Below are 15,027 nucleotides of genomic sequence, written 5' to 3'. Positions count from 1 at the left end.
GGGAGACCGGTCGTAGTGGGGCGGTCTCCCCTTTTTTTTTCCTGCCGTGCAGGGCGTTGCCAACCAAGGTTGGCCTCTACCTTTTGCCGCCTTGCGGCGCCGCCCGAGCATGGGCTCGGGCGCTACCGAAGCCGCTGGGCCGGGCGGTGCCAACCAAGGTTGGCCTCTACCTTTTGCCGCCTTGCGGCGCCGCCCGAGCATGGGCTCGGGCGCTACGGATTGCGTGACCGGTAGCGCCGGGCCACGCCCGGCGGGGTGCTGCAATCAACCCGCGACCTTGCCCCAAACCTTGCCGGCGGTCAGCCACAGGCCCAGCATGCTGCCCAGGTTGGTCAGCATGAAGGTCAGCACCACCCGCGTGACGCGGTTGCGGTACCAGCCCTTCAGGCTCTGCGCATCGTCGCGCAGCTTGAGGAAGTCCTCGTAGGCCGGCTTGCGCAGGCGCGCTTCCACCAGCGCCGAGAACGCACCGGTGGGAATGCTCAGGCGGAACGGCTTGAACGGCGCCACCGCGATCGCGGTCAGGATGCTCAGCGGGTGGCTGCCGGCCAGCAGGCAGCCGATGCCGGCCAGGCCGCCGGTGTACATCGCCCACGTCGCCAGCAGTTCGGTGCCCACGCCCAGGCCGCCACGGTAGAAGCCCACGGCAACGCCGGTGATCACGATGGCCAGGATGATCAGGGTCAACCACGGGATGTTGCGCTTCTTCGGCACGGCTTCCAGTTCCGCGCGCAGCGGTGCCGGTTCGGCGGTGTCGGTTTCCAGGTAGCGCGCCAGCCCGGCCAGGTGGCCGGCGCCGACCACCGCCAGCACCTCGCGCAGCTGCGGGTTGTGTTCCTCGCGCAGGCGCGTGGCCATGTAGCGATCGCGCTCGCCGATGATGGTCTCGTACAGCGCCGGGCTTTCGGTGGCGAATTCACCGAAGCTCGATTCCAGCATGTCGCCCTGCTTGAGCTTCTCGATCTCGTTCTCGCCCACTTCTTCCGAGGAGAACAGGCCCGCGCCGAGGCCGGCCACCAGCTTCAGCTTGCCGAAGAAGCCCAGGCGCTGCGAGGCGCGGCGGAAGGTCAGGCCGACTTCGCGGTCGATCAGGTGCACCGGCAGGCCGCGCTCACGCGCAAGGTCCACCGCGCGCTTCAGCTCGGCACCCGGCTCGATGCCCAGCTGTTCGGCCAGGCGGCGCTGGTAGGCCGACAGGGCCAGGTTGGCGGCGAACAGCGCCACGCGGCCCTTGCGGATCACTTCCACCAGGTCCAGCTTGGCCAGCGTGTCCGGGTCGCTCAGCGCCTGCAGGCGCTGCGGGTCCAGCTCGACGGCCACCGCATCGAAGCGGCCGCTGTCGATGGCCTTTTCCACCGCCTCGACGCTGGCGTGGGAAACGTGGGCGGTGCCCAGCAGGGTGTAACGCACGCCGTCGCGTTCAACGACGCGCACCGGCTGGCCGGCGAACAGATCGTCGCCGGTTTCGGGAAGGGTTTCAGTCATGGATTCATTCATTGGAAGGTGCGGTGTCGGCGCCATCGCCGAGCGCGCGCTGCATCTGCACGGTGTCCAGCCAGCGGCCGTGCTTGCGGCCCAGGCCCTTGAACACGCCCACCAGGTGGAAGCCGAAGCGTTCGTGCAGCTTGATCGAAGCGGTATTGGTCGGTTCGCCGATCACCGCCACCATCTGCCGGTAGCCGCGCGCCACGCAGGCATCGATCAGCGCCTGCAGCAGGCCGGTGCCCACGCCCTTGCCCTGGTAGGCGGCGTCGACGTAGACCGAGTTCTCCACGGTCCACTGGTAGGCCACGCGGGTGCGGTAGGTGTTGGCGTAGGCATACCCCGCCACCTGGCCGTCGATCTCGGCGACCAGGTAGGGGAAGCCACGGTCGATGATGTCGCGCATGCGGCGCAGCATCTCATCCTGGTCGGGGATGTCGTACTCGTAGGTGTTGACGAAGTCGGTCACTTCCACCGCGTAGATCGCGGTGATCGCGGCGATGTCGGCCGGGCCGGCATCACGGATGAGGACGGCCATGGCAGTGCTCCGGCTCAGTCGATGTAGCGCTTGAGCAGGTCACCGTACGCATCGATGCGACGGTCGCGCAGGAACGGCCAGATGCGGCGCACGTGTTCGCTGCGCTGCAGGTCCACGTCGCACACCAGTACGGTGGCGTCGGTGCCGGCCTCGGCCAGGAACTCGCCCTGCGGGCCCAGCACGTGGCTGTTGCCCCAGAACTGGATGCCCGACGCGCCCAGCGGCGATGCTTCATGGCCGACGCGGTTGCAGCTCAGCACCGGCAGGCCGTTGGCCACGGCATGGCCGCGGTGGCTCAGCACCCACGCGTCGCGCTGGCGGGTCTTCTCGTCCTGCACGTCGTCCGGGTCCCAGCCGATGGCGGTGGGGTAGAGCAGCAGTTCGGCGCCGGCCAGCGCCATCAGGCGCGCCGCTTCCGGGTACCACTGGTCCCAGCACACCAGCACGCCAAGGCGGCCGACCGAGGTATCGATCGGGGTGAAACCGATGTCGCCCGGGGTGAAGTAGAACTTCTCGTAGAAGCCCGGATCGTCCGGGATGTGCATCTTGCGGTACTTGCCCAGCAGGGTGCCGTCCTTCTCGAAGACCACGGCGGTGTTGTGGTACAGGCCAGCGGCGCGGCGTTCGAACAGCGAACCGACCAGCACCACGCCATGCTTCTTCGCCAGTGCGCCCAGGCGCTCGGTGCTCGGGCCGGGAATCGGCTCGGCCAGGTCGAATTCATCGACCGACTCGTGCTGGCAGAAGTACGGGCCGTTGTGCAGTTCCTGCAGCAGCACCAGTTTCGCGCCCCGCGCAGCCGCCTCGGCCACGCGTGCTTCGATCACCGCCAGGTTGGCGGCGGCATCACCGTGGTTGCGCTCCTGGATCAGGGCGACGGTAAGGGGGCTGCGCGAGTTCATGCGGGGGCGTTCCTGCGGGGGAAAACCTGCATGTTAGCGCGGATGGCATGCCGCGGCGTGTCGGCCGCTGAATGGCCGGTGTTGTAGAGCCGAGCCCATGCTCGGCTGTGGTCTGCTTCGATTGCGCGAGCGCGCCAGCCGAGCGTGGGCTCGGCTCTACAAAAAGCCAGTCGAGCATGGCTCGACTCTACAAGGAGAGCGCCGGGCGGGGCCCGGCGGCATCCGTTACGCCTTCAACAGCCCTGCCGGCAGCTGCATGGTGATGCAGTGCAGGCTGCCGTTCTGCCAGATCAGCGAGCGGCACGGCACCTGCACGATCTCGCGGCCCGGGTGGGCCTGGGCCAGCACGTCGCGGGCCAGGTCGTCGGCCGGGTCGCCATAGGCGGGCATCAGCACCGCGCCATTGACGATCAGGTAGTTGGCGTACGACGCGGCCAGGCGGCGGCCTTCGTCGATCACCGGCTGTGCCCACGGCAGCGGGAACAGGCGGTACGGCTGCCCATCCCTGGTGCGCAGCGCGGCCAGCTCGTTGCCCATCGCCTGCAGTTCGGCGTAGTGCGAGTCGCTCTCGTCGTCGCAGGCCTGGTAGACGATGCTGTCTGGCGAAGCGAAACGGGCGAGGGTATCGATGTGGGCGTCGGTGTCGTCGCCCTCCAGGTAACCATGGTCCAGCCACAGCACGCGGTCCTGCTGCAGCCAATCGGCCAGGTCGGCGCTCAGGCTGGCGCGGTCGCGGTCCGGGTGGCGCTCGTGCAGGCACTTCCAGGTAGTCAGCAGGGTACCTTCACCGTCGGTCTCGATACCGCCGCCTTCCAGCGCGAACGGGATGCTGCGCACCGGTGCGTTGTTGAACACGCCGGCCTGGTCGAGCGCGCCTACCAGCTGGTCGTCCAGGGTGGCGTCGAACTTGCCGCCCCAGCCGGTGAAGCGGAAGTCCAGCAGCTGGAAGCTGCCGTCGGCGCGGCGCAGGGTGATCGGGCCGGAGTCGCGCAGCCAGGTATCGTCATAGGCCGCCGTCGTGAAGCGGACCCGGTCCATGTCGATGCGGTTGGAGCGCAGTCGCATTTCGGCATAGGTCTCCACATCGTCGTCGGCCACGCAGATCAGCACCGGCTGGAAGCGGGTGATGGCCGCGACCAGCGCGATGTAGGTTTCCTCCACCTGGCCCAGGCGATCGGCCCAGTCGGTGTCGGCGGTGGGCCAGGCAATCAGGACGCCGCTCTGGGCTTCCCATTCGGCAGGAAAACGAAGGGTCTGGTTCATGGTCTCGCTACACAGGCCCGCCAGCGGCGGGTAGGGGGTTCAGCGGATCGGCGGCTTCGGGCCGATCTCGTTCGGATCCGCCTTGTTGGCCACCACGTCGATCACCTTCTGCTTCTCGAAGTAGACGGTGAACTGCGGGTAGACCCAGCGGTTGATGGTCGGCCACTGGCGCTTCTGCCCGCCGCGCGGCTGCAGCTGCTCGCTCGGCGCACCGAACTGCGACTGCACCTGCTGCATGCTCTGGCCGCGGACGGGCAGGGCACCGGCCGGTTTTTCATTGGCGCGGTCGACCAGCAGGGTATCGGCCAGCGCCGGCGTGGCGGCGGCCAGGGTGGCCAGGACGGCCAGGACGGCCAGTGTGCTCAGGTAACGCTTCATCTCGATCTACTCCCCAGTGGTCAAGAAAGGCGATTACAGCAAAAAACGGCGGGAAAAAAAGCTGCATGCAACAAAAAACCGCCCGAAGGCGGTTCTTTGCATCGGGTCGGTCCCGCGTGGGACCAGCCGCGGCCCGAAGGCCGTGAGGCTCAGCGCTGACGCGCCTTGAAACGCGGGTTCGACTTGCAGATGACGAAGATCTTGCCACGACGACGGACGACCTTGCAGTCGCGGTGACGGGCCTTCGCCGACTTCAGGGAGGACAGGATTTTCATGGCATACCTCGGCGTAAACAGTAGTTGTTCGGGTGGAGCGTGGCCGCGATATGCGCAAGACAATCGGCAGTTGGCGCTCGTTCAAGCCCGCCATTCTACCGGGCTTTTTGTCGTCGTTTCAAGTGGTTGCGCGAAAGTTCCTGCGCGGGGGCTTGGGCAGGGGCTAGAATGGCCCCTTCACACGCGCTAGGACCCCCATGAATCCACTCGCTCCCGTCCTGACCATCGACGGCCCTTCGGGGGCCGGCAAGGGTACCATCAGCCGCATCGTGGCGCGCCGCCTGGGCTGGCACTACCTGGATTCGGGCGCGTTGTACCGGGCGGTGGGGGTGGCTGCGAGCTGGGCCGATATCGATACCTCCGATGCCTCGGCCCTGGTGCGCTGCACCTTCGACACCCACGTTCAGTTTGTTGAACAGGGTGAGTCGATGCGGGTCATGGTCAACGGCACCGATGCCACCGACGAGCTGCGCCTGGAGACCACCGGTGCGCTGGCCTCGGCCATTGCCGCCATTCCCGAGGTCCGTGCCGCACTGAAGGAGCGCCAGCGCGCATTCAGGGAGCTGCCGGGCCTGGTCGCCGACGGCCGCGACATGGGCACGGTGATCTTCAAGGACGCCCCCTACAAGGTCTTCCTGACCGCCAGTGCCGAGGAGCGCGCCGAGCGCCGGCATAAGCAGTTGAAAGACAAGGGGGTTTCTGTTAACTTTGATGACCTCCTGCGCGAGATCATGGCCCGCGACGCCCGTGATGCTCAGCGTACCGTGGCGCCCCTGAAGCCGGCAGACGATGCTGTCCTCATCGACACCACAGGCATCGGCATCGATGATGTCGTTGCCCGAGTGATGGATCTGCTTCCGGTTCCGGCTGCCTGATCCGTTCGCGCGGGAGCACTGCCAGCAACATCGGCGGTGGTCGCGCATAGCAGTGCTGTACCAGCTCCGTCGCGCAATGATGCGTGGCGGTTTTCCTACTACACACGACCTGCTTTTCCGGGGTCGACCAACAGGCGGGCGGTAACGGTCTTCAGTGGGGCATGTCCCCGAAAGGAAGCCAACCGGCCCATGTGTCCAACAGAGTAAATCTAATGACCGAATCATTTGCCGAACTGTTTGAAGCCAGCCAGGCCAACCTGGCCAAGCTGAAGCCGGGCGCCATCGTCAGCGGTACCGTTGTTGAAGTCCGCGGCGACGTCGTGGTGATCAACGCTGGCCTGAAGTCCGAAGGCATCGTGCCGATCGAACAGTTCCGTAACGACGCTGGCGAAATCGACGTCGCCGAAGGCGACATCGTCAAGGTCGCCCTCGACTCCATCGAGAACGGCTTCGGCGAAACCGTCCTGTCGCGCGAGAAGGCCAAGCGCGCGATGGTGTGGGACGAGCTGGAAGAAGCGTTGGAAAAGAACGAAACCATCACCGGCCGCATCAGCGGCAAGGTCAAGGGTGGTTTCACCGTGGACATCAAGGATGTCCGCGCCTTCCTGCCGGGTTCCCTGGTCGATGTGCGCCCGGTGCGCGATCCGGCCTACCTGGAAGGCAAGGAACTCGAGTTCAAGCTCATCAAGCTGGACCGCAAGCGTAACAACGTCGTGGTTTCGCGCCGCGCTGTCGTCGAAAGCGAGCACTCGGAAGAGCGCGAGCAGCTGATGGACAAGCTGCAGGAAGGCGCGATCCTGAAGGGTGTCGTCAAGAACCTGACCGACTACGGCGCATTCGTGGACCTGGGCGGCATCGACGGCCTGCTGCACATCACCGACATGGCATGGAAGCGCGTGCGCCATCCGTCCGAAGTCGTGAACGTCGGCGACGAGCTGGACGTGCGCGTGCTGAAGTTCGACCGCGAGCGCAACCGCGTTTCGCTGGGCCTGAAGCAGCTGGGCGAAGATCCGTGGGATAACATCGCCCGTCGTTACCCGGCCAACAGCCGCGTCTTCGGCAAGGTCTCCAACGTCACCGATTACGGCGCGTTCGTCGAGATCGAGCCGGGCGTCGAAGGCCTGGTGCACGTCTCCGAGATGGATTGGACCAACAAGAACGTCAACCCGTCCAAGGTTGTGCAGGTTGGTGACGAAGTCGAAGTGATGGTGCTGGACGTCGACGAAGAGCGTCGCCGCATCTCGCTGGGCATGAAGCAGGTTGCCGCCAATCCGTGGGAAACCTTCGCTGCCACCCACAAGAAGGGTGACAAGGTGTCGGGCCAGATCAAGTCGATCACCGACTTCGGCATCTTCATCGGCCTGGACGGCGGCATCGACGGCCTGGTTCACCTGTCCGACATCAGCTGGGCGACCACTGGCGAAGACATCGTTCGCAACTTCAAGAAGGGCGATACCCTGGACGCCGTCGTCCTGGCTGTCGATCCGGAGCGCGAGCGCATCTCCCTGGGCGTGAAGCAGCTGGAGCAGGATCCGTTCGGCCAGTACATGGCTGCCAATCCGAAGGGCTCCAAGGTCGAAGGCGTGGTGAAGGAAGTCGACGCCAAGGGCGCGATCATCGAGCTGGCTGACGGCATCGAAGGTTACGTCTCGGCACGCGACATCGCCAACGAGCGCGTTGACGACGCCACCCAGCACCTGAAGGTCGGCGACAAGGTCGAAGCCAAGTTCGTGGGCATGGACCGCAAGGGCCGTACCCTGCAGCTGTCGATCAAGGCCAAGGACGACGCTGAAATGCGCGAAGTGCTGGAGGAATACCAGTCCTCTTCGGCTGCCAGCGGCACCACCCAGCTGGGCGCGCTGCTGCGTGCACAGCTGAGCGGCAACAAGTCCGAGTAATCGGCCTTACGCTGTACGTTGTTTCCTGGACGGCCCGGGCATTGTTGCCCGGGCCGTTTCAGGGTGAGTGACCCTTGATGTGAGCCGGCAATGACCAAATCCGAACTGATCGAAATCCTCGCGCGCCGCCAGGCGCACCTGAAGGCCGATGATGTCGATCTGGCGGTGAAGTCGTTGCTGGAAATGATGGGCGGTTCCCTCTCTGCCGGGGATCGCATCGAAATCCGTGGCTTTGGCAGCTTCTCGCTGCACTACCGTCCGCCGCGCCTGGGCCGCAACCCCAAGACCGGCGAATCGGTGGCCCTGCCGGGCAAGCACGTTCCCCATTTCAAGCCAGGCAAGGAACTGCGTGAGCGGGTCAGCAGCGTGCTGCCGCTGGACGCCGATCCGGCCTGAGTGTCCCGTCGCGTCACCGCGTGCGAATACCGCGGCGAGTCGGATAAGCTACGACCTCCTGCCACTGGAGCTGTCGCATGAAGGTTTTTCGTCTGCTGGTCCTGCTGGCGGTGCTGCTTCTCGGGTTGATCATCGGTGCCATGAACATGGACGAGATGACCATCAACCTGGTGTTCACCCAGCTCAAGACCTCGATCGGCGTGGCGATCATCGCTTCGCTGCTGATCGGCGTCATCGTCGGTGCTGGCCTGGTGCTGGTGAGCGTGGTCATTCCGCTCTACGCCCAGCTGCGCCGTGCCAACAAGTCGGTCGCCACCCCCGTGGCCCCGGTTTCCCCCTCCCAATCTTTTGATGGACGCTGATCGAAGATGGATTTCGTCACCGAGTGGTTCTGGTTCTTCCTGTTCGTTCCCCTGGCGGCGCTGGCCGGCTGGGTCATCGGGCGGCGCGGCGGGCAACGCCATGGCGACAACCAGGTCAGCCACCTGTCCAGCACCTATTTCCGTGGCCTGAACTACCTGCTCAACGAGCAGCCGGACAAGGCCATCGAACTGTTCCTGCACATCGCCGAGCTGGACAAGGAAACCTTCGAGACCCAGGTCGCGCTGGGCCACCTGTTCCGCCGCCGTGGCGAAGTGGATCGCGCGATCCGCCTGCACCAGGGCCTGGTCAACCGCAACGACCTGAGCGACGCCCAGCGCGTGCAGGCGCTGCTGGCGCTGGGCGAGGACTACATGAAGTCCGGCCTGCTGGACCGTGCCGAAACCGTGTTCACCGAACTGGCCCAGCTGGACCAGCGCGCACCGCAGGCGCTCAAGCACCTGATCGGCATCTACCAGGCCGAGCGCGACTGGGAAAAGGCCATCGACAACGCCACCCGCTTCGAGGATGTCACCGGCGAGCCGATGGGCAAGCTGATCGGGCAGTTCGAGTGCGAGCTGGCCGAGCGCTTCCGTGGCGCCGGCAAGCTGGAAGAGGCGAGGGCGGCCATTGCCCGGGCCTACCAGGCCGATGCCATGTCGGTGCGCGCCGGCATCATCGAAGGCCGCCTGGAAACCGATGCCGGCAACGCCGAGGCCGCCGTGCGCGCCTTCGAGCGCGCCGCGCGCAATGATCCCGAGTACCTGCCCGAGCTGCTGCCGGCGCTGATGGAGAACTACCGCAAGGTGGGTGACCTTGGCGGCGCGCGTGCCTTCCTGTCGGAAATGACCGAGCACTACCGCGGCATCGCCCCGGTGCTGGCGCTGACCCGCCTGATGGAAGAGCAGGAGGGCGTGGCACCCGCCCGTGCCTACCTCGGCCGCCAGTTGAAGGATCGCCCGTCGGTGCGCGGCGAATCGGCGCTGATCGACCTGACCCTGGCTGAAGGTGCCGATTCCACCGCCACCCTGCACGACCTCAAGCACATCACCGACCAGTTGCTGGTGCGCAACCCCGCCTACCGCTGCACCCGCTGCGGTTTCGGCGCGCGTACCCACCACTGGCAGTGCCCGAGCTGCAAGGAGTGGGGCACGGTCAAGCCGCTGCTGAACTACGCGGTGCTCTGAGTCATGGTCTGGCAGGTGATGGCCGCGCTGCTGGGGCTGGCCCTGCTCAGCGCCGCGCTGACCTGGGCGGCACGCGGCTACGCGCTGCGCCAGCAGTTGCTGGATCAGCCCGGCGAACGCCGCAGCCACAGCGTGGCGACCCCGCGCGGCGGTGGCATCGCCATCGTCATCAGCCTGCTGGTGGCCGCCGTGGCGGCCATGTGGGCGTGGCCGGCCGCCGCTGCCAGCCTTGGCGTGGCCAGCCTCGGCCTGCTGCTGGTGGCGGGCATCGGCTGGTGGGATGACCATCGTCCGCTGCCGGCCCTGCGCCGCCTGCTGGTGCACTTCATCGCCGCCGGCCTGCTGGCCGCGCTGGTCAAGGTGCATGGTGGCAGCTGGCTGCTGGCCCTGCTGGTGCTGGTCTTCACCGCCTCGCTGATCAATATCTGGAACTTCATGGATGGGATCAACGGCATCGCCAGCAGCCAGGCGGTACTGGCCGCGCTGGGCTTCGCCGCCGTGCTGCCCTGGCCCTGGTCGCTGGTTGCCATCGCCCTGGGCCTGGCCTGCCTTGGTTTCCTGCCGTTCAATTTCCCGAAGGCGCGCATTTTCATGGGCGATGTCGGAAGTGGCGCGCTTGGCTATGCCGTTTCCGTCGTGCTGGCGGTGGCCGCGCTGCGTACGGAAATCAACTGGTTGCTGCTGCTGGTGCCCATTTCCCCGTTCCTCGTGGACGCGGGCTTCACGCTGTTGGCGCGCATCCTTTCAGGACAGCGCTGGATGGAACCCCACACCCAGCATGTCTACCAGCGCGCGGTGCAGGCAGGAGCCAGCCACGCCCAGGTGACAGGGATGTACTTTGTTGTAGGCCTGTTCAGTATTACAGTGTTCAATGTTTGCACCAGATTGCAGCCGAGGTGGGAGGCTGTCGTAGCGGTCGCGTGGATTTCCGCGCTGGCCCTGCTTTGGCTCCTCCTGCGCAATGGATTGCGCCACCGATAAGGAATTACTCGAAATATGTCTTCACCCTGGCGGGACAGAATCCTTGGCCTGTTGCCTCGCACGGCCATCGTCTGCCATGACCTGTTCATGGTCTGGGCCTGTTGGCAGCTGCTGCATGCCGGCCGTTACTCCATCCTGCCTGACGCCCCGTCGCTGCCCCTGTGGAACGTCGATACGACGCTGGTGCTGGCGCTGCAGGGCATCGTGTTCTGGCGGGTCGGCCTGTACCGTGGCCTGTGGCGGTTCGCCAGCGTCAGCGACCTGCTGAACATCTTCAAGGCCAGCTTCATCGGCCTGGTCGCCATCGTCCTGGTGCTGGCCTGGAAGCGCTTCAACGGCGTTCCGCTGTCGGTGCTGGTGATCTATCCCTTCGCGCTGTCGGCGCTGCTGGGCGCGCCGCGCCTGCTGTACCGGGCGTGGAAGGACTACCAGGCGCTGCAGTCCGATTCGACCGCGCGGCGCGTGCTCATCCTGGGCGCCGGACAGGCGGCCGAGACCCTGGTGCGCGACCTGCGCCGCTCCGGCAACTTCGAGCCGGTCGGCCTGCTGGACGACGCCCCGCACCTGCGCGGCGCCAAGCTGCAGAGCCTGCCGATCCTGGGCACCCTCGATGACGCCCCGGCCGTGGCCCGCGAAACTGCGGCCAAGCTGCTGGTCATCGCCATTCCCTCGCTGGACGCGGTGGGCATGCAGCGCGTGGTTGCCATCTGCGAAAGCACCGGCATTCCGTTCCGCACCGTGCCCAAGCTCAGCGACATCCTGCAGGGCCAGTCGCTGCCGGGCCAGCTGAAGGAAGTGGCCATCGAGGACCTGCTCGGCCGCAAGCCGATCATGCCGGACTGGAACCTGATCCGCGGCTGGCTGGGCGGGCGCACGGTGATGGTCACCGGTGCCGGCGGCTCGATCGGTTCGGAACTGTGCCGCCAGTGCGCGCGCCACGGCGCCGGCCGCATCGTGCTGCTGGAAATGAGCGAGCTGCTGCTGCTGACCATCGAGGCCGAACTGCGCCGCAGCTTCCCTGACGTGCAGATCGAAGCTGTACTGGGCGACTGCGGTGACCCGGCGGTGATGCGCCACGCGCTGTCGCTGCACCCGGTCGATACCGCCTTCCATGCAGCCGCCTACAAGCATGTGCCGGTGCTCGAGCGCCAGCTGCGCGAAGCGGTGCGCAACAACATCCTGGCTACCGAAAACGTCGCGCGTGCGTGCATGGAAGCCCGCGTCGAGCATTTCGTTTTCATCTCCACCGACAAGGCCGTCGACCCGGTCAATGCACTGGGCGCCAGCAAGCGCTACGCCGAGATGATCTGCCAGAGCCTGGACCAGAAGTCCACGCATACCCGTTTCGTCACCGTGCGCTTCGGCAACGTGCTCGATTCGGCCGGCAGCGTGGTGCCGCTGTTCCGCGAACAGATCCTGCGCGGCGGCCCGATCACGGTGACCGATCCGGAAGTGACCCGCTACTTCATGACGATCCCCGAAGCCTGCCAGCTGATCCTGCAGGCAGCGGCCTCGGCGTCGCACGGTGCCATCTACACCCTGGACATGGGCGAGCCGGTACCGATCCGCGTGCTGGCCGAACAGATGATCCGCCTGGCCGGCAAGCAGCCGTACAAGGACATTCCGATCATCTACACCGGCCTGCGCCCGGGCGAGAAGCTGCACGAGACCCTGTTCTATTCGGACGAGGATTACCGGCCGACCTCGCACCCCAAGGTGCTGGAAGCCGGCGTGCGCACGTTCTCGCGCGACATCGTGCTGGGCAACGTGCCGAGACTGCGTGACGCTATCGCCGAGTACGACACTGATACGATCCGGGAAGTGCTGTTCGCGACGATGCCGGAGTTCTCTCCGATTGAACAGGACGCTTACATCTCCTCCGCTAAAGTTGTTCCCTTTCCGGCACGCGAGGCCAACAGGTACTAAATGAGCAAGCGAATTCGTAAGGCGGTTTTTCCAGTGGCAGGGCTCGGGACGCGCTTTTTGCCGGCAACCAAGACGGTTCCGAAGGAGATGCTGCCGATCATCGATCGTCCGCTTATCCAATACGCTGTTGACGAGGCCATCGAGGCCGGTTGCGACACCCTGATCTTCATCACCAACCGCTACAAGCACGCCGTTGCCGATTATTTCGACAAGGCCTACGAGCTGGAGCAGAAGCTGGAGCGTGCGGGCAAGCACGAGCAGCTGGAGATGATCCGCCACGTGCTGCCTGAGGGTGTGCGTGCGATCTTCGTCACCCAGGCCGAGGCGCTGGGCCTGGGCCATGCCGTGCTGTGTGCGAAGTCGGTGATCGGTGACGAACCGTTTGCGGTGCTGCTGCCCGACGATCTGATCTGGAACCGTGGCGACGGCGCGCTGAAGCAGATGGCTGACCTCAACGAGGCCAGCGGTGCGAGCGTGATCGCAGTGGAAGACGTGCCACACGAGAACACCGCCAGCTACGGCATCGTGGCGACCGAAGCGTTCGATGGCCGCAAGGGCCGTATTTCGCAGATCGTGGAGAAGCCGAAGCCCGAGGACGCGCCGAGCGATCTTGCGGTGGTCGGCCGTTACGTGCTGAGCCCGAAGATCTTCGAGCTGCTGGAATCCACCGGCACCGGTGCCGGCGGCGAGATCCAGCTGACCGATGCGATCGCTTCGCTGCTGGCGACCGACGAAGTGGATGCATACCGCTTCGAAGGCACCCGTTTTGACTGCGGTACCCACCTGGGCCTGGTCGAAGCGACGATCCGTTTCGCGCTGGAGAACAAGAAGCTGGCGAAGCCGGCGCGCGCGAAGCTGACGGAGATGCTGGCGGAAGAGTGAGGGTGTTGGAGCGCTCCGTTTTGCGCCTTGTTTGATATGTGGGGGAGGGGGCGGATGGCCCTCTCCAAGACACGCCAAAGCCCCTCCATGGTGCTCGATGGCGCCATCCATGGCGCCAACGGTCTTGGAGAGGGCCATCCGCCCCCTCTCGACAGTTTCCGTGCGGCGCGGACGGGAAGGGCGGAATCAAGGGCAAGAGCAAGAGCAAAAAAAAGGCAGCCAATGGCTGCCTTTTTCTTTTTGGGTCAGAGCCCTTTGCTGCGCAAAGGGATCCGACCCCAGCTATTGACCTTGCCTTTGCTCACCCCTCCGCCGCGGGGAGGCTGGAAGGGACGGGTCGGCAGGGCTGCCCGGGACCGTTGGCGCCATGGATGGCGCCATCGAGCCCCCATGGATGGGTTCACGGCGTGTCCCGGGCAGTCCTGCCGACCCGGCCCACGCCATGAAGCCCAACGAGGCAACGCTCTGAACCTTACAGCGCCTCGAAAATACCCGCCGCGCCCATGCCGGTGCCGATGCACATCGTCACCATGCCGTACTTCTGCTGGCGACGACGCAGGCCGTGCAGCAGGGTTGCGGTACGGATCGCGCCGGTCGCGCCCAGCGGGTGACCCAAGGCAATCGCGCCGCCCAGCGGGTTGACCTTGCTCGGGTCCAGGCCGCAATCGCGGATCACCGCCAGCGACTGCGCGGCGAAGGCTTCGTTGAGCTCGATCCAGTCCAGCTGGTCCTGGGTCAGGCCGGCCTGCTTCAGTGCCTTCGGGATCGCGGCGATCGGGCCGATGCCCATCACTTCCGGGCGCACGCCGGCCACCGAGAAGCTGACGAAGCGGGCAAGCGGGGTCAGGCCGTAATCCTTGATTGCCTGCTCCGACGCCAGCAGCACGGCGCCGGCGCCATCGCTCATCTGCGAGGAGTTGCCAGCAGTGACCGTGCCGCCGAACTGGCCGTTGCGGAACACCGGGCGCAGCTTGGCCAGGCCTTCGGCCGAGGAATCCGGGCGCGGGCCTTCGTCGGTGTCGGCCACCTTGTTGCGGGTGATGATGCGCTGGCCATCGGCCAGGTCCGGCAGGTGCGAGACGATCTCGTACGGGCTGATCTCATCCTTGAACTCGCCGTTCTGGATGGCGGCCATGGCCTTCTGGTGCGAGGCCAGGGCAAAGGCGTCCTGGTCTTCGCGCGAGACCTTCCACTCCTCGGCCACCTTCTCGGCGGTGATGCCCATGCCGTAGGCGATGGCGACGTGGTCGTTGTCGAACACGCTCGGGGCCATCGCGATCTTGTTGCCCATCATCGGCACCATCGACATCGACTCGGTGCCACCGGCCAGCATCAGGTCGGCGTTGCCCAGGCGGATCGCGTCGGCGGCCTGCGCCACGGCCTGCAGGCCGGAGGAGCAGAAGCGGTTCACGGTCTGCGCGGCAATCGTGTTCGGCAGGCCGGCCAGCAGCACGCCGATGCGGGCCACGTTCATGCCCTGCTCGGCTTCCGGCATGGCGCAGCCGATGATCGCGTCATCGATGCGGTTGACGTCCACGCCCGGGGCCTGGGCGACGACGCTGCGCAGCACGTGCGCAAGCATGTCATCGGGGCGGGTGTTGCGGAACATGCCCTTGGGCGCCTTGCCGACCGGGGTACGGGTGGCGGCGACGATGTAGGCGTCCTGGATTTGCTTGGTCATTGC

15 protein-coding genes are annotated in these 15,027 nt (G+C 65.9%); 8 read left to right on the top strand and 7 right to left on the bottom strand.

Features of this window, described 5'->3' with window-relative positions:
• Positions 1-264: 264 nt before the first annotated feature.
• The 6 genes from QMZ26_RS03545 to ykgO form a co-directional block, all read right to left on the bottom strand.
• Complete coding sequence (locus QMZ26_RS03545; RefSeq protein WP_079221608.1) at positions 265-1,497, bottom strand: TraB/GumN family protein; 1,233 nt, start codon at positions 1,495-1,497, stop codon at positions 265-267.
• A complete protein-coding gene (locus tag QMZ26_RS03540; protein ID WP_079221609.1) occupies positions 1,490-2,020 on the bottom strand; it encodes a GNAT family N-acetyltransferase in 531 nt (176 codons plus the stop codon). The genes QMZ26_RS03545 and QMZ26_RS03540 overlap by 8 nt, the downstream gene beginning before the upstream one ends.
• A 14-nt stretch (positions 2,021-2,034) precedes the next feature.
• Entirely contained in the window at positions 2,035-2,922 is an 888-nt protein-coding gene (locus QMZ26_RS03535; protein WP_283220596.1) for a carbon-nitrogen hydrolase, read from the bottom strand.
• 225 nt (positions 2,923-3,147) lie between these two features.
• Positions 3,148-4,185, bottom strand: a complete 1,038-nt coding sequence (locus tag QMZ26_RS03530) for an agmatine deiminase family protein (RefSeq protein WP_283220595.1) — start codon at positions 4,183-4,185, stop codon at positions 3,148-3,150.
• A gap of 39 nt (positions 4,186-4,224) precedes the next feature.
• Positions 4,225-4,563 (bottom strand): hypothetical protein, encoded by a 339-nt coding sequence (locus QMZ26_RS03525; protein WP_283220594.1) that lies wholly within the window; start codon positions 4,561-4,563, stop codon positions 4,225-4,227.
• A gap of 149 nt (positions 4,564-4,712) precedes the next feature.
• Positions 4,713-4,838: a type B 50S ribosomal protein L36 gene (gene ykgO, locus QMZ26_RS03520; RefSeq protein ID WP_054656844.1), complete on the bottom strand. Its 126-nt coding sequence runs from the start codon at positions 4,836-4,838 to the stop codon at positions 4,713-4,715.
• A gap of 197 nt (positions 4,839-5,035) precedes the next feature.
• On the opposite strand from ykgO, the gene cmk reads away from it, so the two are divergent.
• The 8 genes from cmk (at position 5,036) to galU (ending at position 13,343) form a co-directional block, all read left to right on the top strand.
• Positions 5,036-5,713, top strand: coding sequence for a (d)CMP kinase (cmk, locus tag QMZ26_RS03515; protein WP_079221613.1), 678 nt, complete (start codon positions 5,036-5,038; stop codon positions 5,711-5,713).
• Between the two features lie 212 nt (positions 5,714-5,925).
• Positions 5,926-7,611 (top strand): 30S ribosomal protein S1, encoded by a 1,686-nt coding sequence (gene rpsA / locus QMZ26_RS03510; RefSeq protein ID WP_012510790.1) that lies wholly within the window; start codon positions 5,926-5,928, stop codon positions 7,609-7,611.
• 90 nt (positions 7,612-7,701) lie between these two features.
• Complete coding sequence (locus QMZ26_RS03505; protein WP_005409286.1) at positions 7,702-8,007, top strand: integration host factor subunit beta; 306 nt, start codon at positions 7,702-7,704, stop codon at positions 8,005-8,007.
• 77 nt (positions 8,008-8,084) lie between these two features.
• Positions 8,085-8,369, top strand: a complete 285-nt coding sequence (locus QMZ26_RS03500) for a LapA family protein (RefSeq protein ID WP_053511270.1) — start codon at positions 8,085-8,087, stop codon at positions 8,367-8,369.
• A gap of 6 nt (positions 8,370-8,375) precedes the next feature.
• The gene (lapB, locus tag QMZ26_RS03495) at positions 8,376-9,554 is read left to right on the top strand and encodes a lipopolysaccharide assembly protein LapB (protein WP_108746518.1); all 1,179 of its coding nucleotides are present in this window, start codon (positions 8,376-8,378) and stop codon (positions 9,552-9,554) included.
• 3 nt (positions 9,555-9,557) lie between these two features.
• Positions 9,558-10,535, top strand: a complete 978-nt coding sequence (locus QMZ26_RS03490) for a glycosyltransferase family 4 protein (RefSeq protein ID WP_283220593.1) — start codon at positions 9,558-9,560, stop codon at positions 10,533-10,535.
• A gap of 15 nt (positions 10,536-10,550) precedes the next feature.
• Positions 10,551-12,461 carry a nucleoside-diphosphate sugar epimerase/dehydratase gene (locus QMZ26_RS03485; RefSeq protein ID WP_079221616.1) on the top strand — a complete coding sequence of 637 codons (1,911 nt, stop codon included), beginning with the start codon at positions 10,551-10,553 and terminating at the stop codon, positions 12,459-12,461.
• The gene (gene galU, locus QMZ26_RS03480; protein ID WP_079221617.1) at positions 12,462-13,343 is read left to right on the top strand and encodes a UTP--glucose-1-phosphate uridylyltransferase GalU; all 882 of its coding nucleotides are present in this window, start codon (positions 12,462-12,464) and stop codon (positions 13,341-13,343) included.
• A gap of 472 nt (positions 13,344-13,815) precedes the next feature.
• Here galU and QMZ26_RS03475 read toward each other — a convergent pair whose 3' ends face one another.
• A complete protein-coding gene (locus tag QMZ26_RS03475; protein ID WP_005416236.1) occupies positions 13,816-15,024 on the bottom strand; it encodes an acetyl-CoA C-acyltransferase in 1,209 nt (402 codons plus the stop codon).
• Between the last annotated feature and the right edge of the window lie 3 nt (positions 15,025-15,027).

It is taken from the genome of Stenotrophomonas sp. PFBMAA-4 (assembly GCF_030053215.1).
GTDB lineage: Bacteria > Pseudomonadota > Gammaproteobacteria > Xanthomonadales > Xanthomonadaceae > Stenotrophomonas.
This window is presented reverse-complemented; position numbering and strand designations above follow the sequence as displayed.

What these genes read in the sequence shown, in the direction of transcription:
- lapB (WP_108746518.1), top strand. Translation starts at nt 8,376, where the DNA reads ATGGATTTCGTCACCGAGTGGTTCTGGTTCTTCCTGTTCGTTCCCCTG.
- QMZ26_RS03490 (WP_283220593.1), top strand. Translation starts at nt 9,558, where the DNA reads ATGGTCTGGCAGGTGATGGCCGCGCTGCTGGGGCTGGCCCTGCTCAGC.
- QMZ26_RS03545 (WP_079221608.1), bottom strand. Translation starts at nt 1,497, where the DNA reads ATGAATGAATCCATGACTGAAACCCTTCCCGAAACCGGCGACGATCTG.
- QMZ26_RS03505 (WP_005409286.1), top strand. Translation starts at nt 7,702, where the DNA reads ATGACCAAATCCGAACTGATCGAAATCCTCGCGCGCCGCCAGGCGCAC.
- rpsA (WP_012510790.1), top strand. Translation starts at nt 5,926, where the DNA reads ATGACCGAATCATTTGCCGAACTGTTTGAAGCCAGCCAGGCCAACCTG.
- QMZ26_RS03485 (WP_079221616.1), top strand. Translation starts at nt 10,551, where the DNA reads ATGTCTTCACCCTGGCGGGACAGAATCCTTGGCCTGTTGCCTCGCACG.
- galU (WP_079221617.1), top strand. Translation starts at nt 12,462, where the DNA reads ATGAGCAAGCGAATTCGTAAGGCGGTTTTTCCAGTGGCAGGGCTCGGG.
- QMZ26_RS03475 (WP_005416236.1), bottom strand. Translation starts at nt 15,024, where the DNA reads ATGACCAAGCAAATCCAGGACGCCTACATCGTCGCCGCCACCCGTACC.
- QMZ26_RS03540 (WP_079221609.1), bottom strand. Translation starts at nt 2,020, where the DNA reads ATGGCCGTCCTCATCCGTGATGCCGGCCCGGCCGACATCGCCGCGATC.
- QMZ26_RS03500 (WP_053511270.1), top strand. Translation starts at nt 8,085, where the DNA reads ATGAAGGTTTTTCGTCTGCTGGTCCTGCTGGCGGTGCTGCTTCTCGGG.
- QMZ26_RS03530 (WP_283220595.1), bottom strand. Translation starts at nt 4,185, where the DNA reads ATGAACCAGACCCTTCGTTTTCCTGCCGAATGGGAAGCCCAGAGCGGC.
- QMZ26_RS03525 (WP_283220594.1), bottom strand. Translation starts at nt 4,563, where the DNA reads ATGAAGCGTTACCTGAGCACACTGGCCGTCCTGGCCGTCCTGGCCACC.
- cmk (WP_079221613.1), top strand. Translation starts at nt 5,036, where the DNA reads ATGAATCCACTCGCTCCCGTCCTGACCATCGACGGCCCTTCGGGGGCC.
- QMZ26_RS03535 (WP_283220596.1), bottom strand. Translation starts at nt 2,922, where the DNA reads ATGAACTCGCGCAGCCCCCTTACCGTCGCCCTGATCCAGGAGCGCAAC.
- ykgO (WP_054656844.1), bottom strand. Translation starts at nt 4,838, where the DNA reads ATGAAAATCCTGTCCTCCCTGAAGTCGGCGAAGGCCCGTCACCGCGAC.